We start from the raw sequence: 20,750 nt of genomic DNA on the forward strand, positions 1-20,750 counted from the left end.
AAAATGCTTGATTTGTCTAGACATAAACTGTATCATTTCACTTATAGTGCGGTTTCGTACATTTAAAATGCACGAAAGAATTTACAGCCCTGAGCAGCAATGCTTGGGGTTTTTTATTGCAACGAATAAAAACCAACTGCTCAAAATGACGATGCACAGAACCGCAGTTTGTTTTAGGTGATTGAAAGGTCGCCTTTTTTAATTCAGAGAGAGCGAAAATAATGTTGAATTGTTATTTCACTTACCCTTTTCACGGTGAAACAGAAACCTTAGCGATTCTAGCGGAAACAGTGCGAGAAGCGAAAGCCAAAGCAAGGTCGATGAGTTCGGAATTAGTCTATGTGGGCTATGATGAAGTGGAAGAAGATCCATTTGCGGAACAAAAGATTGCGTGGGTATGTGAAAAGCCGGTGGAAGAATTGCCGTTTCTCTTTAAACAAGGGAAGCAGTTAGCGTTGTTGTTTGCATATGGAACGAATTGTCAATGTTGTTTGGGGTATCGGATTATGGCAGGGTTGCTGTTAGGTAGTATCGTTGGGTATTGGTTGGGGTAGGTTATGGCGAAGAAATCTTATGATTGGGTTGCAATTAAACTTGAATTTGTAAAGTCTTCTTTGTCTACTCGTGATTTTGCCGAAGCCTTTGATATTCCGTATAGCACGTTTTCTAAAAAAGTGATGCGTGAACAATGGGAAAATGAAAGGAAGCAGATTGGAAGTAAATTGGAAGCAAAATCCATTGAGAAATCTATTGAAAACCGTGCGGATGAATTATCTGAGTTTGAAACAACAACGTTAAAGGCTATTCGTATTGCTCAATCTGATATTATTATCAAGATTTCTACTTGTGAGAAAGCTGGGGATATGAAATCGCTCACTAGTTCATTGGTTGATTTGCAAAAGGTATATCGGTTGGCATTAGGAGCCAGTACCGAAAACCAAGCCACAGGCACGACGACGGATTTTTCCCAATGGTTGGAGAGTATTGACAATGGCGAACTCGGAACAGGTCGATCGTCTGCGTGATGAATTTCGGCGTAACTTTCAGGCTTTTGCCTATTACTGTTTGAAAATCCGTACCAAAAATCAAGGGGTGATTCCCTTTGTATTAAATTCGGTGCAGTTAGATTTGTTGGATAAGTTCTACGACCAAATGCAGATGCAACATCGAGCAAGATTTATTGTATTGAAAGCTCGGCAAATGGGGTTATCCACCTTTATTGGGGCGTTGTATTATTGGTGGGCGATTTACCACAGGGGGACGAAAGCCCTTGTGTTGACGCATTTAGACAGTGCGACTAAAGAGCTGTTCGAGATGATTAAGCGTTACCATGATAACGCCCCTGATGAATTTAAGCCGAAAGCTCACCGCAATAGCACCAATGAATTAGCCTTCACCGATGTGGATAGTGCGTTTAAAACCGCCACGGCAGGTAGTAAAAATGTGGGACACGGTTCGACCATTCAATGTTTGCATTGGTCGGAAGTGTCACGCAGTAAAAACCAAGCGGAGATGACCGCTGGAGTAATGCAAACTGTACCCAGTGGTGACGGCTCCATGATTTTTCTTGAATCTACCGCAAACGGCATAGGTGAATATTTTCATCAAACGTGGGAACAAGCCATACGGGGTGAAAATGAATACACACCCGTGTTTTATCCGTGGACGGCGATGAAAGAATATCGTCAAAGTGCAACGGGGGTGGAGTTTAGTTCTGAAGAACGGGATTATCAAGTCTTGTATGGCATTGACGATGAGCAGTTAGCGTGGCGACAAGCTAAAATGCGAGAGTTTAAGGGTTCACCTGAAGAACGGCTTGCCTTGTTTCGTGAGCAATACCCGATTACCCCTGAAGAAGCCTTTCAATCCAGCGAAAATGCGTTTATTAATTCGGTCGCCGTACGAGAAGCCCGCAAGGCAGAATTTAAACCTTACGGAGCGATTGTATGTGGTGTTGACCCCGCTGCTGGTGGTAAAGACAGTACAGCGATTGTGTTACGTCAAGGGCAGAAAGTGCTGAAAGCGTGGCGGTTTAAACAGCCTGATTTAATGGCGATTGTGGGACGTTGTGTTGATGTGATTCATGAATACAAGGTCGACATGATGTTTGTAGATGCCGTAGGTCTAGGCTTGGGCGTTTATTCCCGCTTGGTGGAGTTGGGTTATTCAGACCGAGTGATGGACATTAAGGCAAGCCGTAAAGCCGATGAACCTGATGCCTATGTTAACAAGCGGGCGGAAATGTGGGACAGAATGAACCAATGGCTCGAAAATGGGGCAGATATTCCCGATAACGATATTTTCGAAAGCGATTTGCTGATGTTGTCAGCAGAATACGACAGTTCCAGACGGCTGAAAATGCAGAGCAAAAAAGAAATGGCTCATTCGCCTGATTTGGCGGATGCCTTGTCATTTACTTTTGCATTAAATTATGTGATACCAAGGTCGGAGCAAGACGAAGACTACCAAGGCTTACGCAAAGCTCCGACTTATGGGGGCAGTATGATTAACGGGAATGTGTAGCACGATACAGTTCACACAAGGTTTTAATTGCTTGCGGACGAGCAACGCCTAATTCCGCACAGATGGCGTCAAATTCTTGTGCAGTGTCAGTGGCAAGTTGTAAACTGATACGTTGAACCTTGCCTTGCTCAAGCATTTTTTTATTCCACTCGTGAGCGGTTTTGGCTCGCAATTTTTTACTGTGTTCGGTTATTGCATTTGCCATAATAAATCCTTGCTTTTAAAGTACGAATTGGTTAAGATTGAAGTCGCAGGGGGAGACTGCTACATATCCCCCTTTGAGTTAGTCTAGTAAGCTGGCAGGCTTACCAACAATCCGACTAACAGGATAATGATGATCGCTAAAGTTCTATTCATCACTTCACCTACTTCAGATTGCCCCACTTTCCACAAGGTGGGGTTTCTTGTCTCAGCACCTTGCTGATGAAAACTATTATATTGCACAAAGTAATATTGCCCAAGTAATTTTTTTGATTTTTGATAAAATATAATTGAACCGCACTTTTAAAGGTGCGGTTTTTCTTTTAAGGATGTCCAATGGCAACACACAAAGAACAAATTGATTTGCCGAATGATGAAGATGAATTAGAAGATGTTCACGATTCACTGGCAGAGCAAGTGACGGAATATTTTCGTCAAGCGAAAAGTCACCGCTCATCTTTGTTGGTGCAAGGAAAAACCGTAGATGATTGGTTTAGACGGCTTGATGATGCTTATCATAAGATTCACGACCCTGAAGAATTAATTGGTCGTCCGAATATGCGTTCTTATTTTGGATTAACCCAAATTAAAGTTAATGCGGTCGGCAGTTATATGCGGTCTAAATACGCTAATCCTGCCAATCCGCCGTTTAATATCTCCCCTACGCCTATTGTGGAGTTACCCGAGAACAAACAAGAACAAGGGCTAGAAAGGGTTAAAGGGCAATTATTAAGTAAGCTCATTGAAGTAGGGATACCGCCTGAAGCCATTATGGGGGAAGACGGTTTTTTATTGCCTGAAGTGGTAAGGTTCATTGAGCAACAAAGCAAAGAAGCGAAAGAATTATTACGTCAAGAAGAGTTGCACATTGCCACAGATGCTACGGCTAAAATGGTGAAGTTGATTAAAGACCAATTAGTGGAAGGTCATTTCACCCAAGTGCTAAGTGAAGCCTTATTTGATATTGCCTTATTCCCCGTTATGGTGGTGGGTTATGACAATGAAGCGGTGGTGGATTATCAGTGGAATAAAAATAAGTTTGAAAAAGTCACGGTGATTCGCCCGACTTTTCGGCGGATTAATCCAGTGAATGCGTTTTTTGCCCCTGATAGCACCAATGCTCAAGACGGCAGTTATTTTATTGAGCTGACCAAGCGCACTAAAGCCCAATTGTCGTCATTTATTGGCAAGGAAGAATTAGGTTATCACGATGATGTGTTAAAAGCCATTATTGAGAATGGCGATGCTAACTGGTTAGGGCTAGATGTGGAAGATAAAGGGGTGTTGGATTATTTCTTAGTGGAAGATGAAATTCATACCTTGCGTTGTCAGATGTTGATTCAAGGGCAGGATTTAATCGATTACGGCGTGAAACTGAAAGACAGTGAATGCCATGATTTTTTTAACGCCGATATTGAAGTGTGCGACAACCGTGTGATTCGTTGTCAAATTGTGGCACACCCAAAAGGGGAACGCACTTACTTTTCCGCCAGTTACAAACGCATTGCCGGTGAGCCTTATGGTATTTCCGTGGGAATGATGATTTATGACCGCCAGCAATCCATTAATCGCACGCAATATTCCATGTTGCTTAATGCTTTTTATGCGGCAGGTCCGATGTTGGAAATTGATGCGGATAAATTCAATGACCCAAGTAAAATCACCTTTGAGCCTTATGTCCGCATTTTCTCTAATCCTAGCCGAGAAAATAACGGACGGGGAATCACGCAACATAATATCCAACTGACCTTTCCGCAGTTATTTAACTTTATGACCAATGAGATTCGTCTTGCCGATGATGAATGCGGTTTACCGTCATTTTTAAATGGTAATGCAGGATTACAAGGGGCGGGACAAACACTGGGTGGATTGGCGATGATGACCGATAACGCCGTGTTAGGGTTGGAAGATTGTGCGTTTAATATTGATGAATATTTTATCCGTCCAGCGATTACGTTGATATACGCCCATAATTTACTGGGCGATGATGACAGCGTAAAAGCGGACGCAGAAATTATCCCAACGGGGCTTTTAGGGCTGAAAGCTGAGTTGGAAAAAGCAAAAGAATTGGCAGGACTTGTCCCGCAAGCCAGTCAATTTGTACAACAAGGGCTTGTACCACAACAGCTGGTCACAGATATGGTACGAGATTATTTAAAATCCGCAGGGATTGACACTGACCGCTATATGCCAAGTCGTGGCGTGCAGTCTGACCTGAATAATGCTCAATTGGCAAGTCAAACGAGCGGATTAGACGGACGGAGTTTAAGGATAATGTAAATGAAAATTGATTTAGATGAAGTCAAACAGGGCGACCAAGTTTGGCACGACCGATATGGTTATGGTGTGGTGCAGCGTGTTCAAGCGAATACCTGTGATGTGAAATTTAACGAATCCACTAAGGTACTCACCTTTACAGACGGTGGTTATGCCGGTGGACTTAAAGTGTTGTGGTGGCAACAACCGATTGTATTTACACCACGCAAAGGGCAAGACTACAGCAAGTTTCACGATTTAGTGTCAGTGTTGTTTGATAATTTATATGGGGGCAAATAATGAGTTGTAATCCCAATGTATTAACCGTGATTTCCCCTGATATGGTGGATACACAAGGTTTTTCAGTACAGGGGGCTGTACGAGTGACCGCTTATGGTTTAACTAACGAAAACATCATCACCTTTCAACGGGTGCATTATTGCAGTTCACAGCCCCGCTTTGAGCGTAATGGTTGTGCGTTAATTAGTCCAACTAAAGGCGAATTGAGTTCAGCGATTGAATATCAAATTGGCACATGCGTACCCAGTCTCACCCCTGACCGTAACACCATTATTATTCCTTATGCGGGCAATTATATGCCGGTGGTGCATGGAAGCCAAGCGGATTTAGTGGTGGAAGTGGAAGCGGTAAGCGGTCGTGAATTTAGCGATGTTGAGCTGGGTATTGAGCCTTGCGGTTTTTGTCTCGATAAAACATGGGAAACCACAGGGACAGAGCGGTGTAATCAGCATTTTGTGGAAGTGGAAGAAATCAGCAATTGCGGAAATGTACGCTGGACGCGTACCGATAAGCGTTGTGGTTATTCCGCCAGTGTGCCGATTGTGATTGATTTGGAGTTAGGTTGTGGAGATGGTTGTCATAATGGTGATAGACAAATTGGTTATTTGTTTCATCCGAACGAGACCCGAGATCCTGATGCCACAGTGCCGATTATTGACTGTCAAGGCAATATTCATGGTTATGCGTATCCGAATGCAGACGATGGACATACTGTGCCGGTTGCAGAATGTGAAAATGGGGTGATTGGTTATGCGGTTAACCATTCCGCCACTGCCCCAGAGCTTATTAAAACGGGGTGCTAATTATGGCAATAAAACCTTACTATGCAGAAAAATTGAAAGCATTGAGCTGTCAACAAACCGCAGATTGTTCAGCGGTGGAGCAGGAACTGGCACAGACACAACAAACGCTAGCAGAAACCGAACAGCAACTTTCACAAACAACGGAAAATTTAACCGCAGTTCAAGTTCAGCTTGAACACAAAGAGATACAAATCAGGTTTATAGAACGACAGCTGCAAGCGGTGGAAAAAGACTTGATGGATTGTGAAGAAGCCATGCAAGCGAATACGCCAGCACAACCACCGGTAGTAGAGCCAAGCTGGACGATTAGCGGTTTAGTGGTGATACAAACCCTTAACGCTTTTAAAGCGTCTTTTGTGTTTTTTGATGAAAATAAAACTCATGAATACACTGCTGCTAATTCAGTCACAACTGTTGAGCCTAATGCAATTTGGGTTAACAATCTTCTTGCTTCAATCGACATTCTTGATAGGAATCAGGTGGGATTGGGTATGCAATATCTTGTTCGTTATAGAGAAAGATTTGGGCAAACCACTATTAATGTGGTGGACGGTTGCACCTTTGAAATCAATGTCCCTGGTAATCATCGCACAAAATTCACCCTTACTCGTGTTGACGGCGATGATGATAACACAGCCGTGTTTATTGGCACAAAAATTTAGGAGAGTATTATGGCATTTGTAACATGCACTCAGTTTGAAAATTCACAAACTGAACAAGACGAAAAAACCGAAACGCTGATTAATCAATTAGTGACAGCAAATTCCGCTAAAGATAAAGCACAAGATGAAGAGATTGCTGCGTTGAAAAATAAAGACACGGCACATGACAATCAAATTAGTGCCCTGCAACAAAAAGACACGGCACATGACAATCAAATTAGTGCACTTCAACAAAAAGACACGCAACATGACAATCAAATTAGTGCCTTGCAACAAAAAGACACGCAACATGACAATCAAATTAGTGCCTTGCAACAAAAAGACACGGCACAAGATAATTATTTAGCTGATGTGTTGGCGGGGAATGGCACTAAAATGAAGTTAGGACGTGACAGCAGTAATAACGCTGTTATGCAAGGGGATTGCCTTGCCACTTGTGCCGATATTGACGCAATTGATGCGAGACTAACCGCCCTAAAGTCTAAAAACGATAGTCTGGAAGCAGAGAACGCAGGGTTATCGTCTCAATTGGCAAACGCCAATTCACAAATTAGTTCTCTGAACGCTCAGTTAGAAGAATGTCGTAATAGTACACCAACACCGGAACCAACACCGGAACCAACACCTGAACCAACGCCAATGCCTGAGCCAGATATTCCTGCTGAAATTACTGATAATATTCAAGCTGTGGGTGATTATGGTGGTAATACTAACGCGGAATTTATTGCGAATATTAAATGGAAAGGTGAAAGTGGTGCAACAATTCTTGATTTATGGTTAGTACCCGAATTTAATCCAGGCGCTTCGATTGGATTCTCAAGTCCAACCCATACCGCTCATTCAGCAATATTGGATGTGGAAGATAAACAAGTTGTTCCAGGTGTATCTAAATACTACGGTGAAATGGATAATATTTCGTCTAATACATTAACAGGTATGCCAAATGGGTACTATTCCTTGTTTGTTGTAAATTTTAGTAATACAACTAATGCAACGACTACATTTACGCTAATTGGGAAAACAAACGGGGAATTAAAATATTCTCAGTCTGAGTTTGTAATGGGGTTCAATCAAACTACCGGTTTTGCAGATTTTGACTTAGGTGAAGTATTGGATGACACTCCTAGTGGTTATTTAGATTCTGCTGAAGCTCAGGAAATTTTAGCCTATCCTATGTTAAAAAAAATCGCTCGTTTATATGTGGAAAATGGCAATGCGAAGTTAGTCGAGATGATTACACCAACTATTTCAAACTGGCAAGTTGGCACTTGGATTTATTAACGCTTAACTTAAAGATGCAATAAGGACAAATCATGCCAATCCAAACTCACACAACCCTTATTCGCCACGCACAACCGTCTCAACCGCATTTCAATCTAAACGAATTATTCCCCACATCCAGCAATGTGGAAGTTAAACGCTATCCATTGCGCGTGATTGCGTGGGGATTGAGTGGCAGTGAAACGGTGACGGTGCATATTGCACGGGTGCAGTCATTGGGTAATCGCCATTGGGCGTTATCTGATGAGTGTTGCCCATTTCCTATTGAGCCGTCTGTGTTGGCGAATGTGGAACATATGCCGTATAAAAAGCGTAAACAAGCGGTGGTGTTAACCGCTGATGAGCCTGCGATTCATATTGATGATGCAGGCACTTACTACTTTGAATATCACGGCACAAACTTGGTAATTATTGACCATTACGATGACCCAATCATCCCGAAAAACCAACTCTGCGACTGCGACATTTAGTTTCAGTCGTTTTTTAAACCTAAAAAATAAGGAGAAAGCGATGAGCTATACCCCATTAAAAGGACGTGACAACGTGCAAAAACCCAGTGACGGTAACAGTGGCGTACGTTTTGCCGACCGCACCGATAAAGTCGCCAAGGAAATTAGCGGTGGCGTAATGCCATCTGCCAGTCGTGCGGCGAAAGGCGGTTGCAAAGGTTGCGGACGCTAATGAAAGCCACAGATTCCCCATTGTGGGTGCGAATGTGTTCGCCTAATCAGCCTAATGATGAGCTGACCGAACTGCGTTTTAGCCTTTCCCATAATGAACAAATCAAACAGGAACTGGAAAATTTTCTGTATGCGCAATGGCTTTATTTAAACAGTAAAGCTCGTATGGAGCTTGATGATGCGATGCGTAAGGAATATCAACATGCCGCTCACGCTATCGCTGAGCTCACAGGCTTAATTTTCCGCCCTGATAAACCTGAAACGACAACGAAAATCTTACCATTAGTGTAAGGTTTAACGCTCAATAGGACTGCGGTGAAAAAATGATGTGTTTTTCACCGCAGTTTTTTATTCCACTCTTTTAAGGAAAGACAAATGGAACAACAAGATACTCAGTCTTTTGGTAAATACATTCCCCACTACTTGCGTGATGAGCTAATAAAAGCCCGTGAAAAGCAAGCTGGCAATGGTTTAGCAAAAGAACAACAAACCGAATCCACAACGGAGATTGCCCCTGAAACCACGGAAGACAACCCGACAAACGAACCGTCACAGACCACTGAAAAATCCCCTGAAAAAGAACCGCAGTTTGAGCCAAAAACGCCTGCTGCGCCACATTCTACAGGCGAAGATGAAAAATCAGTGAAAGATGACAACGATGTCAATGCGTGGAAAGGACGATTGAAAAAAGAACAGGCAGAACGGCAACAGCTCAACGCCCGTTTAATTGAAGAAGCCGAAGCCCGAGAGCGAGCAGAAAAACGCTTGCGAGAATTGGAAGAAAAACACACTCAGCCAACCACACCAACCCCAAATCAACCAGACCCGACTGGCTTATCTGATGACGATTTGGGTGAAATAAAAATTGTGAATCCTGATTTGTATTTCAAGCTCAAAGCACAACTTGCTCAGCAACAAACTCAACAGCAATCATCACCTGTTTCCCCGAAAACAGAAACAGAAACCCAACCCAACACGTCCGTACCGAAAGCACCAGCCCAGCCAACGGTTTCCGAGCGTGAGCGGATTTGGTATGCGGAAATTCAGCGTGAAATTCCTGAAGTGCAAGGATTACTTGGCGATTCTGCTTTTATGGAATTTGCACGCAGTAAAACCGATTGGACGGGAGTAACGGGGCTTGATTTAATCGCTAAAGCGGGGGGTGAAAAAGACGTTCGCTTGATTCCAGCGATTCGCAATTTGTTAGATGAGTATCAACAATCCCAAACCAAAGCGCCTATGCCTGTGACGGTGGCACCACAAAAAAATGCACCCGCTAAGGCAAAGGCAATTATTCCCAAAGAGATGACCGAGAAAGATCAAGTACAAGCGGAAATGTTAGCCCGTCAAGGGAAAACCGCTGAGCTGAGAAAATTCTTGGCAAAATTTAAACAATAAAAGGAGTCTTTATGGCTAAGAATATGCGAGCCGCCGATTTGGGCGGTGCAAGCGAAGGGCTGTATATTCCCGATTATGCCACGCAGATTGTGATTTCTGAAATGCACAACTGCTCCGCATTATCCCGAATTGTCAACCCAAAACATAATATCGTGGAGTTAGGGCTAAACTGCGCCCCTGTGGCACATTACACCATTATTGACAACATTGAAGTGGGCGATTTCCACGACGGTGCATGGAATGGTGAAACCTGGGAGCCTGATAATCCCTTCCGTAGTGGTGAAATTCGTTTATGCCAGTCTGTGCCGATGAAACGGAAATTCTCTCGTGAAGAAGCCACACTGATGTGTCACAACTGGGAAGTGTTTCAAGACGGGTATGAAACTGCGGTAGGGCGTGCGTTGCGTGATTTAACTGAGCGTTACGGCTTTACTGTGTTAGCCGCGTCTGCTCACCCGTTATTGCGTGGCGTGAGAGCAGGGGCATTAAGTGGCAATATCAATCTTGGCGATACAGAAAACCCAGTGGTGGTGAGTAAAGCCAATGGCGTGCGAGCCATGGATGTATTGCAAAATATGGAGCAAGCCTTACAAGAAGGCGGCGTAACCTGTGGTGGCAATGCGTTAAAAATCGTGGCAAGTCCTGCGTTTTATTCTCGTTTGCGTGCGGAGCAGTCTCATCTTGGTGCAGGGTGCTGCTTACCGGATAACCCGATTGTAACGGGAATGGTTCACCCGATGTTAGGAATGGAAATCTACTCATCATTACATATGCCACGTTATCGCCGTGCAGACGGTAAAGTGGTGGAATATGTGTTAATGGTCGATCCTGAAAACATTGCTGCCCCAAGTCGTTTAGACTATCTCGAATGGCAAACCGTGTTAAACGATATTTACCTTGTGGGGAATTACCGTTTTGATGTGGCTGCCTTAAGCAATAAATCCATTGCCGTTGCGGCTGTTGTAGTAGGAGATTAATTATGGCGATTTATAATTTATTCCGTGGCGGTTATGCCACTGAATTTGGCAAGCCTTGCCGTGATTGCGGGGTGGTAGATGAAAACCTGTTACCTGTTAAGGTTCAGCCTGATAACCGCGCAGACGGCGGTTATGGCTATCGTGACAAGGTGGAATGGAAACAGCTTTTAAAAGTGCTACTCAAACGCTATGGCAAAACGGTAGAAGATTTAGAAGTAGGCGATAAATTGCGGGTTTTCCTACATCCAAACCACGCCAATGTGAAAGCCGTTTTCTTTGACTTCCGCCAGCCTGTGGCGGGTTTTCAATTTGACTTGACCAGTGTGAATGGCACGGATTTATCAGGTATGGTGACCGAAGCCACTTATTCTGAAGCGGGCGAAATTGAAGTGGTCAGCCAAGCGGGTTACTTTGATTCTGCCAAAACCGCTCAAGTGGAAGAACGCACCCAATGGACGGTTCAACCAACCCAAGGTTACAATCCAAAAGTGGACGTGATTGAACTTGAAATTAAAGCCTTGCCAAAAGATCTCACCAAGTTAAATGATTTGGTGCTATTGATTGGTCGCCGCTTTGAACAAGACGGTTTTATGATGTAACCCGATGCCCTAGTCAATCACTGGCTAGGGCGTTTTTTTTACAAGGACAATGACCATGACACAACCTATTCCACAAAAACACACCTTTGTTTCCGCCATTAATGGCATGAAATTTGATGTGCAAAATAGTTTAACGGCAGAATTACTTTCCAAAAATGAAAAGAAAGAAATTATTCACCGTGAGCCGTCTGTGGCGAAACCAAGTCGCAGAAGCAAAGCCAATAGCAACGACATTGAACAGGAAATTAGCTGATGAATATTGCAGATTTTATTCTGCGTGTTCGTTTTGATTATAACGACATTGACGCTGACCGCATTGAAGATCCGCTGATTGTGGATTATCTCAATGAAGCGGTGGCAGAAATGTTTAAACTCAATCCCGCTAAGTTTATCAAAACCGTGGTGACAAGACTGGATGAGAGCGATTTGCAACAGCCTTGTTGTTGTGATTTGTTGTATTCGGTCGATGCCATCACGGACGCTCACGGCAATTTTATTGCAGAGCTGAAAGAAGTAGACGACACCGCCCAAACGGCATTTGGTAAACGCAATTGTGCTAATCGTCAAAGCGACACACGCAGTTATAGCAAGGTTAACGGCACGGATAATCAATTCAGCGTGAAACCACCTGTTAGCCCTGATGAAAACATTTACGCCCGAATGACCTGTGCGGTAAAGCCTGACAAAGTTAAACTAGGCGACACCCTTGATGAAAATATCACGGAAAACTATGCGAACTTGGTGGATTATGTGCTGTATCGCTTATTTGCTATGGAAACAGAAAGTGCTACATCGCAACAAAAATCCGCTCAATATTATAAGCAATTTTTAGATCGCACCTTGTTACAAGAGCAAGTGCGAGTGGCATTTACTCAACAAGCCAACGCACAAGCAAGCAAAAATACAGGGGGTAAAAAATGAGTTGTCCATGCGAAAGCCCCGCCAAACCCATTAGCTTTAGTTCTCACCCTTGCTTAAAACCCAAAGGGGGCAATCAACCGATGACGGGGTGGATTTGTGATAATGACGGGCGAGATGTGGAATTTATTTCACTCACTGAGTTTTTACCCCGAGTGACACTGATAGCAAAAGGTGTTCCCGATGATGTGGCGTTGGAATATTTACGCCAGTCAGCACAAACCTTTTGCCAGCAAAGCCGATTGTTAAAACGGGAATTGCGTTTAGATGTACAAGTGGGCGTGCGAGATTATTACCTTGAACAAGGCGATAATGAGCAAGTGCATGTGGTGCAGTCGGTGCATTTGGGTAACCGCGGTGAAAAATGCCGTTGTTTTTTTGAACATTTTCATTCACCACGTCACGGCTTTTGCCACAAGCATTTTACCTTTGAGCCAAATGATAAAATCATTCTCAGCAAGCCCCCTAAATTTGACGGCGAGAATCAATTGCAGGTGCATTATTTCGCTCAGCCGACACAAACGGCATGCGATGTGGATAAACTGTTATTTGACCGTTATCATGATGTAGTGGTCAATGGGGCGTTAAGCCAGTTGTTGTTTATGCGACAATATGACTTTGCCGACCCGCAATTGGCAGTGGTTTATGAGCAACGGTTCAAACAAGGTATCGCCCAAGGCAAAATTGATGTGCAAAGTCATTTTGCAACGAATGCCCCGTCTAGTTTGGCGTTTAAAGGGAGAATCTAACATGTCTGATTATTGCAAAGTGATAGAAAAATGCAAAACGCCTTGTGGCTGTCTGTCTGATAATGAAAGCGGTTTAAGCCAACAAATTAGCGTGCCACGCCCGACTGAACGAGTGATTGAGCGAGAAATTGTGGAATTGGCAACAAGGTGTGAAGAATGCGGTAGTGTCAAGGAAACACCTTAGGAGATGAACAATGGCAGACAAAGAATATACCGTTGTTGAATTAGTGTTAAATTATAGCAAAGAACATATCAATGCCATTTACAGTTTTTTTATGGCATTTGTTATGGCGTATTTGCGGATTTATTATATTGGTAAAGATCATCCCTGGTTAAAACGCTATGTAGAAGCGGTGATTTGTGGCTTGATTGCGGTGGCAAGTGAAAGCGTATTTGAATATTTTAATATGCCGACCAAACTGTCCGTTGCCTTTGGGGCGGGGGTGGCGTTTTTAGGGGTTGACCAAATCCGTATTATTGCCAAACATTACGCTCAACAAATTCACAAAAAATACAAATAAGTTAACCGAAAATCAAAAACGGCTGTGTGATGCAGTCGTTTTTTTTATGGCAAATTAAGGAGTGAGAATGACATTTAAATTTAGTCAACGCAGTGAAAAGCATTTAACAGGAGTTCACCCTGATTTAGTTAAGGTGGTTCGCCTTGCTTTAACCTTGGCCAAACAAGATTTTAGCGTAATTGAAGGCTTACGCACCTTGGAACGGCAAAAAGAATTAGTGGCAAAAGGGGCAAGCAAAACCCTAAACAGCCGACATTTAACAGGGCATGCGGTGGATTTAGTGCCGTATCCTGTGAACTGGGACAAATGGAGCGAGTTTAAACAGCTCGCCGACACCGTCAAACAAGCGGCGAAACAGCTGAATGTGCCGATTGTTTGGGGCGGTGATTGGACATCCTTTAAAGATGGTCCGCATTTTGAGTTGGATAGGGCAGAGTATAAATAAAATTACGCACTTGGTTGAAACATAATTTCACCGCCCAAGGCTTGAGCATAGCGAGTTACTGTTTCAAAACTTGGGCGGACTAGCCCACGTTCAAGACGGCTGATGTTTTGAACTTTCATGCCAGTACGTTTTGCAATTTCACTTTGTGAAAGATGTTTAGTTAAACGATACTGTTTGAGTTCATTAATCATTTTTTGTTGCACTTCACGCACTTTGCGTAATTCAACAAATTCAGGATCTTGCATTAATTCTTGTTCAAGTTCGGCAAGGGTCACAAATTCGTAGGTTTCATTTTGCATTAAATTGCTCCTTAATCGCTTTCATTCGTTGTTTGGCAAGATCTAAATCTTGCTTTGGTGTTTTTTGTGTTTTTTTATGGAGTGCGTGGATTACATAAATTTGTTTACCGATATGAAAAAAGAAAAAACTACGAGAAATTCCGTCTTTTGATGACGCACGCAACTCTTTTAAACCGTCCCCCATATCTCTAACATGGGGTTCTTTTAATTGATTGCCTTGTTGTTCAAGTTGTTTCAAGGCTTCAAAAGTGGATTCCCTTAATGCCGTAGGCATTTTCAAAATTTCTTTTTGAGCTTGTTTAATGAGATGTAAGGTAAACATAATGAATATAGGCTGTAATCGTATAAGATTATAATAACACAAACGCAACCATAATCAAGAATGATTATAGATAATTTTCAAAAGGATCTAACATGCCTAGTCTAAAACTCACCCAATTTGGTGGTATTGCTCCGAGACAACGCCCGAATAATTTACATCAAGCCATGGCACAAGTGGCGGAAGATGTGGACTTAAGCCGTGGTACATTGCGACCATGGCGGAAGGATAAGAAAGTCAGTGATAAAACAGGCAAGGTGATTTTTGTGGATAAATGTTGTTATCTTGCAAGTGAGAATTGCCACGCCAATTTTTCACCCATGGAAACAGATTGCGGTTATCTGGTGGCAAGTGGGGTTGGCGATTATCCTGTGATTCAACAGCGACAAAATGCGTGTGATGACCGCTGGCAGAGATTGGGTTTTCCCGTGGAAATTCCCACCCCGAACGCCCAATTTTTAGGCACGTTAAGCCAAGATTTTAATCAAGAGTTACGCCAGTATATTTATACCTTAGTTGATGAATTGGGTTTTGAATCCGCCCCCAGTTTACCCAGTGAACCTATTTATGTTCACAACGATCAGAATGTAGTGATTAGTGGGATTGGGGCAGATTTCCCCACCTATTCTATCGCCAAAGTGCGGTTATATTGTGCGGTCACCCCCTTGGATTATGGCGATCCGAAAGCGGAGTATGACGCTCATTTTTTGTTGGTCGATGAAGTGGATGTTGGCACAACAAGCTATGTTCATCAGGCTCACAGCGTGTACGGCGAAGAATGCTTGACTGAAGAATACGCACCGCCAGCAGACAATATGCGAGATTTGCAATATTGTGGCAACGGGCAATTAGGCGGGTTAGTGGGAACGGAATTATGGCTCAGTGAACCACTGAAACCCCATGCGTTCCCCGAATCCTACCGCTACGGCAATTTCAACGGAAGACCGATTCGCTTTTTATGTGGCGAGAAAGTCGGTTATATTTTAACAGACGAATACCCTGCCATGATTGAAATGGAAAGCCCTTGTCAATCGCAGGGTTGCCGTTCAATTTCCATTGTAGAAGAGCCGTTGCCAATCATATCCTATCAATCCGCTTGCCTTTATAATGGAGCGTGTTTTTATGCCACTAAAGACGGTTTAGTGATGCTGGCAGGCAATTCAGCCAAAGTGATAACCACTGCCCTATTCACTCAAGACCAATGGCAAGCCCTTGCCCCGTGGCAGATGTCAGGCGTGGTGCATGACGGGTATTATTTTGGTTTCACCGATAAAATCGGCATTCGCTTTAAAGTGCCTGATTCGATTCATGATGATGTGCAAATTGAAGCCTTGACCACCTTATCCATTCGCCCGAAAGCGGTGTATCGTAGCGACCAAGACCAGTTATTTTTCGCCCTTGATGACGGCATTTATCAATGGAACGCCGGCAATAGTTGGAAGCATTTTAAATGGCGTGGGCGGTTAAATGCCTTGCCCGGTTACACGGCAATGACAGCCTATAAACTGGTGCAAGAATATCAATCAAACCGAGTAACCCATATTGCCTACAAACGCCACCGAGATGAAATGGTGCAAGAGCCTGTGGTATTAAGTGACAGAATTGTCAACGACACTCGACCGCATCGCTTAAAAGCGGGTTATGCCACCTTGTTTTTTGATGTAGAAATCAGCGGACAAGGGGAAGTGTGGGAATATCATATTGCCAGTAGCGTGGCAGAGTTAGGGGGGGAATAGGTTGACTTCATCTGATTTTATGCCACAATGGGTAAATTGAAGAAAGGAGAAGAAAGATGAACTTACTTTCATTAGTCAGCATTGCCATTAGTGCCGCCATTTCTGCACAGCCGATATATACTCAAAGTAAAATAAGTATTGCGCAAAATGTCGTAGATTCGGCTAAAGCACAATCAGATGAGATGGAAGATGTTGCTACAGAAAAAGCCTTGAGCGAATTGGCAAACCGTATTTTTATGGCAGAGCATACGTTGTCAGCGTTTTATCTGTTAGCCTATCAGCAACCGAGTTTGCTTGAAACATTTAACAAGCAGGAAATGATGAGTATGTTGCGAGAAGCAGCAGGGTTGCTGTTTACCACGAGACAATATACCGATGAACACCCTATATTGCTTGAAAGATTAGCCAGTTTTGAGAAAGTGCTAAATGCCTTTACGCAATTATTTGAATACGCTAAATATAAACAGGAAATGGATAATGTTGTTTTATCCAGAATGGGGAAAGAAAATATTGGTTTAACCTTTGAACAAGGTGTAACAAGGGAAGAAATCCGTGAAAAATTGTTTAGTTTACGGAGAACCGTATGATTGTTCACCTTTCCAAACAGTTTGAAAACGGCTTGATGAATACATTAGAATTTCGGGATTTTCCTTATTTTGATGATGTTCAAGTCGACATGTTAGCGGATTTTATTGCGTCTGTCAGAGCGGATAATCTCCTTGTTGGCAAAAACAAAACATCGTGGCAAGATAACCAAGGCAACATTATCCCTGAAACAGTGCTATATCAACAACATAATGCGTGGCATTACCACAGTGGCGAGTATGCCGAAAGTGAACCTGAATGTTATACCTATAATTTAGAATGGAACATAAAAGGCTTGAAATCATCAGCGGTGATCCATTATCAAAAAATCACCGCACAGGAAATTTTATTACTGGCGTATTCGCCCAAACATATTCCCTTTCCGAAAATGTTAGATCCGAACAACCCGTTATCCACGAGATTTTCTTAACCGCCCCATGGCGGTTTTTTCATAGGAAACACAATGAAATACCAAACCGAACATATCAGTGATATTGCCAGTTCACAACAGTTATTAAGTGAGTTGTTTAGTTATATTGGCGAAAACTTTGACCAAACCGCTCAACTGCGGTCAAATTGGCAACACTTTTTTCAAGTGTGGGCGGGACAAACCCCTTATACTCAAATTAAGGTGTTCACTGCCCGAGAAGACAATCAGATTAAAGGTTGTGTGATGGTGTTATTGTTGGATAATCCGCTATTTGTCACCAAGCCATATATTCACCGTTTTATTGATTTAACCAATCATGACAACGCCTTTGATGACTATGTGGAGACGATTTTGGCGAGTTTGTGAAATTCATTTGATTTCTAATTGAGTTAGCATAAAATGTACTTATTGCTAACTGAAATTGGAATCAAAATGAAAAAACTCTCCTTACTTCTAAGCCTATTTATCGCCTTGCCGAGTGTGGCAAATCTAGGCGATATTACCAAGAAACAGCTCAACGATTATGTGGTCAAAGGCAATAATATTACTGCTTGTTTTTTTCCTGACTTATGGCATGCAAGTTCCCTTGATGAACGCAATAATATTTTAGAAAGCTGGCGGAATGATACAGAAAAAAACGGTTTATTTAAATATTATCAATCTTTGTATTATCCTTTATTAGCAGATAGTTTTGGTGAAGAAAATGCCACGACGATTTTTTATGGTGATGATGTGGTGGAGTATTATTTAGATTTAAAAAATATAAATGATACAGAGCGAAATAAAATCACTGTTCACGGCGATAAAGATTGTCAATTACTTGAAAAAGAACTGGAACGGTTATTTTCAACTTATCCTATTACGCCTTACACGCAAGCGGATTAATCATTAACGAAAAATAAACACCCATAACATTCACGTTGTGGGTGTTTTTTTATGGAGTCAATATGAATGAAAATCAATGGAATATAAGTGAGCAAGGTATCAATGCCCTAAAAGGTTATGAAGCATTGCGAACAAAAGCCTATTTAGATGATGCAGGAAAATGGACGATTGGTTACGGTCATACAGGCAAAGTGGGGAATATTCCCGTTAGGCAAGGTATGGAAATCACCGAACAACAAGCAGAAGAATTATTTAAATCTCGTTTACCTGAATTTGAAAATGCGGTGAGAAATAATGTGAATGTACCGTTATCTCAAAACCAGTATGATGCTTTAGTCAGTCTTGCTTACAATATTGGACCAACTGCTTTCTCTAATTCAACGCTAGTTAAAAAACTGAATGCGGGGGATATGGACGGTGCCGCCGAGCAATTTATGGCATGGCGGAAAGTAGGAGATAAAGACAATCAAGGCTTAATCAATCGGCGAAACCGTGAGCGTGAAATGTTTTTAGGCGTAGGCGAAGGGCAAGCACCGAATATTCCTTTACCTACACAATATGACAATCCTTATGATTCCCCCGTAAAAAAGGGAAATAATCCGCTTAACAACAACATCTACGCCGCATTCAATCCCCAAGGGAATCAAACGGCACAAAATAACCCTTTTAGTCATTACTTCAATCAGCTTAACGGCACACTTGAACCTTTGAGCCAAGAAGTGGAAAACCCTACGCCCAGCAATCGGCAGAAATATCAAAGCCAACTGGCGGCTGCTTTTGGGGTGACCCCACAAGCCAATAATGGCATGCCTGATTATATCGGGGATTTAGTCAAAAGTATTTATGATCAAGCCTAACCACAAAACCCAATAACCCGTCTAAATTACAACAGGAGAACATTATGGCAATCGCTGATATTGGACGAAACATGGCAATGTACGCCCAGCCTACCGAATTTGACCAAAACGCATGGAAGCAAGCCTTTGATATTGCCAATCAATTCACCGCTACGCAAAATAACCGCACCACGGCAGAAGACAACATGCGGAAACTGGCAGAAAATTACGCTACGCAAAACGGGCGAGTGAATGCGTTAAATGCACAAAATCAGGATTTGATTAATCAATATGGTTGGAACACCACTACTCGTAACGCCACTCAACAAGCCACTATTGATAACAGCTTGTCCCAGTTGGGCTTAAACACCCGACAAAACCAACTGGCGTTAAGTGGTCTCAACGACCAAGCCCAGTTAAACCAAGTGCAACAACAAGCCATTCTTGCGGGGCAAAACCCAGATTATGCGTATCTGCTCAACCCTGAGATTGCTAAACAATTTAGCCCCGCATTAATCGCTCAGCTTTATGGCAATCAGCAACAGGCTCAAGCAGCACATTATAAAAACTTGGATGCGGAATTGGCGGACGTATATAAAAATTCCTTTGTGGAAAGTTACGATCCGAACACCGGCAATAAGATAACCACCTTTGACCCTGAACGATTTAATCAGCACACCAAAGCACTCTATGCAAGACACCCCAATGACGGGGAGTATATTGGTAGTTATTTTTCTCGTTTTAATGGTTATTTTACTGACCTTAATCCACCCCAAAATGCCGAGCCAATTATTACAGGTTATACGCAACCACCTATTCAGGCTCAAGCACAGCCACAGCCACAAGCACAGCCAACGGCACAATATGGCAATCTCGCTCAACTTACGCAACATTACGGGGAAAATTTTGGCAATGTGGCGACCCAATGGCAACAAGCCTTGGGCTTAAATGAACAGCAAGCCATTCAAACACTGGCGACTGCTTTACAAACCCATTCCCCTGAGCAGGTGATGCAGTCGTTGAATCATGTCATTGCGGATAGACAGCGAGAAGATGAAGAAAAAAAATAGAACAGGTCAATTACAGCAGATAATTAAAAATAATAGCGCGATAAATTATCCTTATTATCCTTTTGCGTCTTATTATCCTAGATAAATTTGTTAGCAAAAATAAACCCCGAAAGTTAGCCGCTTTCGGGGTTTTTCATTCCCATTAAAAGTACCTTAACAGAAATGAACTCACATACAGAGAAATAAGTGATGACTAATTATAGCAAAACAAAATTAAAAATACAGCTAAAAAAGGGGTTAGAAATGGAAACAAATGCAAGTCCTTTTATTCGAGTAT

The 20,750-nt window shown here is 42.6% G+C and carries 31 protein-coding genes; 27 read left to right on the forward strand and 4 right to left on the reverse strand.

What is annotated here, in order from left to right:
- The first annotated feature begins 221 nt into the window (after window positions 1–221).
- Genes E0709_RS02825 through E0709_RS02835 form a run of 3 tightly spaced genes read left to right on the forward strand, consistent with a single transcriptional unit; the run spans window position 222 to window position 2,523 of the window.
- Window positions 222–554, forward strand: coding sequence for a hypothetical protein (locus tag E0709_RS02825; protein WP_132301769.1), 333 nt, complete (start codon window positions 222–224; stop codon window positions 552–554).
- Between the two features lie 3 nt (window positions 555–557).
- Complete coding sequence (locus E0709_RS02830) at window positions 558–1,025, forward strand: hypothetical protein (protein WP_132301767.1); 468 nt, start codon at window positions 558–560, stop codon at window positions 1,023–1,025.
- Window positions 991–2,523, forward strand: coding sequence for a terminase large subunit (locus E0709_RS02835; RefSeq protein ID WP_132301765.1), 1,533 nt, complete (start codon window positions 991–993; stop codon window positions 2,521–2,523). The genes E0709_RS02830 and E0709_RS02835 overlap by 35 nt, the downstream gene beginning before the upstream one ends.
- Here the strand turns inward: E0709_RS02835 and E0709_RS02840 are convergent.
- Together E0709_RS02840 and E0709_RS12235 are read right to left on the reverse strand one after the other, a co-directional pair.
- A complete protein-coding gene (locus tag E0709_RS02840) occupies window positions 2,507–2,728 on the reverse strand; it encodes a hypothetical protein (protein WP_132301763.1) in 222 nt (73 codons plus the stop codon). The two genes, E0709_RS02835 and E0709_RS02840, sit on opposite strands and share 17 nt — an antisense overlap.
- A gap of 83 nt (window positions 2,729–2,811) precedes the next feature.
- Window positions 2,812–2,967 (reverse strand): hypothetical protein, encoded by a 156-nt coding sequence (locus tag E0709_RS12235; RefSeq protein ID WP_165867217.1) that lies wholly within the window; start codon window positions 2,965–2,967, stop codon window positions 2,812–2,814.
- A 93-nt stretch (window positions 2,968–3,060) separates the two neighbouring features.
- Here E0709_RS12235 and E0709_RS02845 point away from each other — a divergent pair, with 93 nt between their 5' ends.
- From E0709_RS02845 to E0709_RS02920, 17 genes are all read left to right on the forward strand, one after another.
- Complete coding sequence (locus E0709_RS02845; protein ID WP_132301761.1) at window positions 3,061–5,004, forward strand: hypothetical protein; 1,944 nt, start codon at window positions 3,061–3,063, stop codon at window positions 5,002–5,004.
- The gene (locus E0709_RS02850) at window positions 5,005–5,280 is read left to right on the forward strand and encodes a hypothetical protein (RefSeq protein ID WP_132301759.1); all 276 of its coding nucleotides are present in this window, start codon (window positions 5,005–5,007) and stop codon (window positions 5,278–5,280) included.
- Window positions 5,280–6,083: a hypothetical protein gene (locus E0709_RS02855; protein WP_132301757.1), complete on the forward strand. Its 804-nt coding sequence runs from the start codon at window positions 5,280–5,282 to the stop codon at window positions 6,081–6,083. The genes E0709_RS02850 and E0709_RS02855 overlap by 1 nt, the downstream gene beginning before the upstream one ends.
- A 2-nt stretch (window positions 6,084–6,085) precedes the next feature.
- Window positions 6,086–6,745 carry a coiled-coil domain-containing protein gene (locus E0709_RS02860; RefSeq protein ID WP_132301755.1) on the forward strand — a complete coding sequence of 220 codons (660 nt, stop codon included), beginning with the start codon at window positions 6,086–6,088 and terminating at the stop codon, window positions 6,743–6,745.
- Between the two features lie 9 nt (window positions 6,746–6,754).
- Window positions 6,755–8,026 (forward strand): coiled-coil domain-containing protein, encoded by a 1,272-nt coding sequence (locus E0709_RS02865; RefSeq protein WP_132301753.1) that lies wholly within the window; start codon window positions 6,755–6,757, stop codon window positions 8,024–8,026.
- 32 nt (window positions 8,027–8,058) lie between these two features.
- Complete coding sequence (locus tag E0709_RS02870; protein ID WP_132301751.1) at window positions 8,059–8,496, forward strand: hypothetical protein; 438 nt, start codon at window positions 8,059–8,061, stop codon at window positions 8,494–8,496.
- Between the two features lie 40 nt (window positions 8,497–8,536).
- Entirely contained in the window at window positions 8,537–8,707 is a 171-nt protein-coding gene (locus E0709_RS12240) for a hypothetical protein (RefSeq protein WP_165867216.1), read from the forward strand.
- Complete coding sequence (locus E0709_RS02875) at window positions 8,707–8,997, forward strand: hypothetical protein (RefSeq protein WP_132301749.1); 291 nt, start codon at window positions 8,707–8,709, stop codon at window positions 8,995–8,997. The genes E0709_RS12240 and E0709_RS02875 overlap by 1 nt, the downstream gene beginning before the upstream one ends.
- An 84-nt stretch (window positions 8,998–9,081) precedes the next feature.
- On the forward strand, window positions 9,082–10,104 hold the full coding sequence (locus E0709_RS02880) for a hypothetical protein (RefSeq protein ID WP_132301747.1): 1,023 nt from the start codon (window positions 9,082–9,084) through the stop codon (window positions 10,102–10,104).
- Window positions 10,105–10,115: 11 nt separating this feature from the next.
- Window positions 10,116–11,081, forward strand: coding sequence for a hypothetical protein (locus E0709_RS02885; RefSeq protein ID WP_132301745.1), 966 nt, complete (start codon window positions 10,116–10,118; stop codon window positions 11,079–11,081).
- 2 nt (window positions 11,082–11,083) lie between these two features.
- Window positions 11,084–11,680 carry a hypothetical protein gene (locus tag E0709_RS02890; RefSeq protein WP_132301743.1) on the forward strand — a complete coding sequence of 199 codons (597 nt, stop codon included), beginning with the start codon at window positions 11,084–11,086 and terminating at the stop codon, window positions 11,678–11,680.
- Between the two features lie 55 nt (window positions 11,681–11,735).
- The gene (locus E0709_RS02895; RefSeq protein WP_132301741.1) at window positions 11,736–11,933 is read left to right on the forward strand and encodes a hypothetical protein; all 198 of its coding nucleotides are present in this window, start codon (window positions 11,736–11,738) and stop codon (window positions 11,931–11,933) included.
- On the forward strand, window positions 11,933–12,601 hold the full coding sequence (locus E0709_RS02900; RefSeq protein WP_132301739.1) for a phage adaptor protein: 669 nt from the start codon (window positions 11,933–11,935) through the stop codon (window positions 12,599–12,601). The genes E0709_RS02895 and E0709_RS02900 overlap by 1 nt, the downstream gene beginning before the upstream one ends.
- Window positions 12,598–13,347, forward strand: a complete 750-nt coding sequence (locus E0709_RS02905) for a phage adaptor protein (protein ID WP_132301737.1) — start codon at window positions 12,598–12,600, stop codon at window positions 13,345–13,347. The genes E0709_RS02900 and E0709_RS02905 overlap by 4 nt, the downstream gene beginning before the upstream one ends.
- A 1-nt stretch (window position 13,348) precedes the next feature.
- Window positions 13,349–13,531, forward strand: a complete 183-nt coding sequence (locus E0709_RS02910) for a hypothetical protein (protein ID WP_132301735.1) — start codon at window positions 13,349–13,351, stop codon at window positions 13,529–13,531.
- Window positions 13,532–13,541: 10 nt separating this feature from the next.
- Window positions 13,542–13,868 (forward strand): phage holin, lambda family, encoded by a 327-nt coding sequence (locus tag E0709_RS02915; RefSeq protein WP_132301733.1) that lies wholly within the window; start codon window positions 13,542–13,544, stop codon window positions 13,866–13,868.
- 67 nt (window positions 13,869–13,935) lie between these two features.
- Complete coding sequence (locus E0709_RS02920; RefSeq protein WP_132301731.1) at window positions 13,936–14,313, forward strand: M15 family metallopeptidase; 378 nt, start codon at window positions 13,936–13,938, stop codon at window positions 14,311–14,313.
- A gap of 2 nt (window positions 14,314–14,315) precedes the next feature.
- Here the strand turns inward: E0709_RS02920 and E0709_RS02925 are convergent, their stop codons facing one another.
- Window positions 14,316–14,612, reverse strand: a complete 297-nt coding sequence (locus E0709_RS02925; RefSeq protein WP_132301729.1) for a helix-turn-helix domain-containing protein — start codon at window positions 14,610–14,612, stop codon at window positions 14,316–14,318.
- Window positions 14,602–14,934, reverse strand: a complete 333-nt coding sequence (locus E0709_RS02930) for a type II toxin-antitoxin system RelE/ParE family toxin (RefSeq protein ID WP_132301727.1) — start codon at window positions 14,932–14,934, stop codon at window positions 14,602–14,604. The genes E0709_RS02925 and E0709_RS02930 overlap by 11 nt, the downstream gene beginning before the upstream one ends.
- A gap of 92 nt (window positions 14,935–15,026) precedes the next feature.
- On the opposite strand from E0709_RS02930, the gene E0709_RS02935 reads away from it, so the two are divergent.
- The 7 genes from E0709_RS02935 to E0709_RS02965 all read left to right on the forward strand — a co-directional run bounded on the left by E0709_RS02935 (window position 15,027) and on the right by E0709_RS02965 (window position 20,473).
- Entirely contained in the window at window positions 15,027–16,667 is a 1,641-nt protein-coding gene (locus tag E0709_RS02935; RefSeq protein ID WP_132301725.1) for a hypothetical protein, read from the forward strand.
- 56 nt (window positions 16,668–16,723) lie between these two features.
- Window positions 16,724–17,254: a hypothetical protein gene (locus E0709_RS02940; RefSeq protein WP_132301723.1), complete on the forward strand. Its 531-nt coding sequence runs from the start codon at window positions 16,724–16,726 to the stop codon at window positions 17,252–17,254.
- Window positions 17,251–17,682 (forward strand): hypothetical protein, encoded by a 432-nt coding sequence (locus tag E0709_RS02945; protein ID WP_132301721.1) that lies wholly within the window; start codon window positions 17,251–17,253, stop codon window positions 17,680–17,682. Before E0709_RS02940 ends, E0709_RS02945 begins: the two co-directional genes overlap by 4 nt.
- Before the next feature lie 33 nt (window positions 17,683–17,715).
- On the forward strand, window positions 17,716–18,048 hold the full coding sequence (locus tag E0709_RS02950) for a hypothetical protein (protein ID WP_132301719.1): 333 nt from the start codon (window positions 17,716–17,718) through the stop codon (window positions 18,046–18,048).
- A 66-nt stretch (window positions 18,049–18,114) separates the two neighbouring features.
- Entirely contained in the window at window positions 18,115–18,567 is a 453-nt protein-coding gene (locus tag E0709_RS02955; protein WP_132301717.1) for a hypothetical protein, read from the forward strand.
- Window positions 18,568–18,629: 62 nt separating this feature from the next.
- Window positions 18,630–19,424, forward strand: coding sequence for a lysozyme (locus E0709_RS02960; RefSeq protein WP_132301715.1), 795 nt, complete (start codon window positions 18,630–18,632; stop codon window positions 19,422–19,424).
- Window positions 19,425–19,468: 44 nt separating this feature from the next.
- Complete coding sequence (locus tag E0709_RS02965; RefSeq protein ID WP_132301713.1) at window positions 19,469–20,473, forward strand: hypothetical protein; 1,005 nt, start codon at window positions 19,469–19,471, stop codon at window positions 20,471–20,473.
- Window positions 20,474–20,750: the final 277 nt, after the last annotated feature.

The sequence above is a fragment of the Lonepinella koalarum genome (genome assembly GCF_004565475.1).
Classification (GTDB): Bacteria; Pseudomonadota; Gammaproteobacteria; order Enterobacterales; family Pasteurellaceae; genus Lonepinella; species Lonepinella koalarum.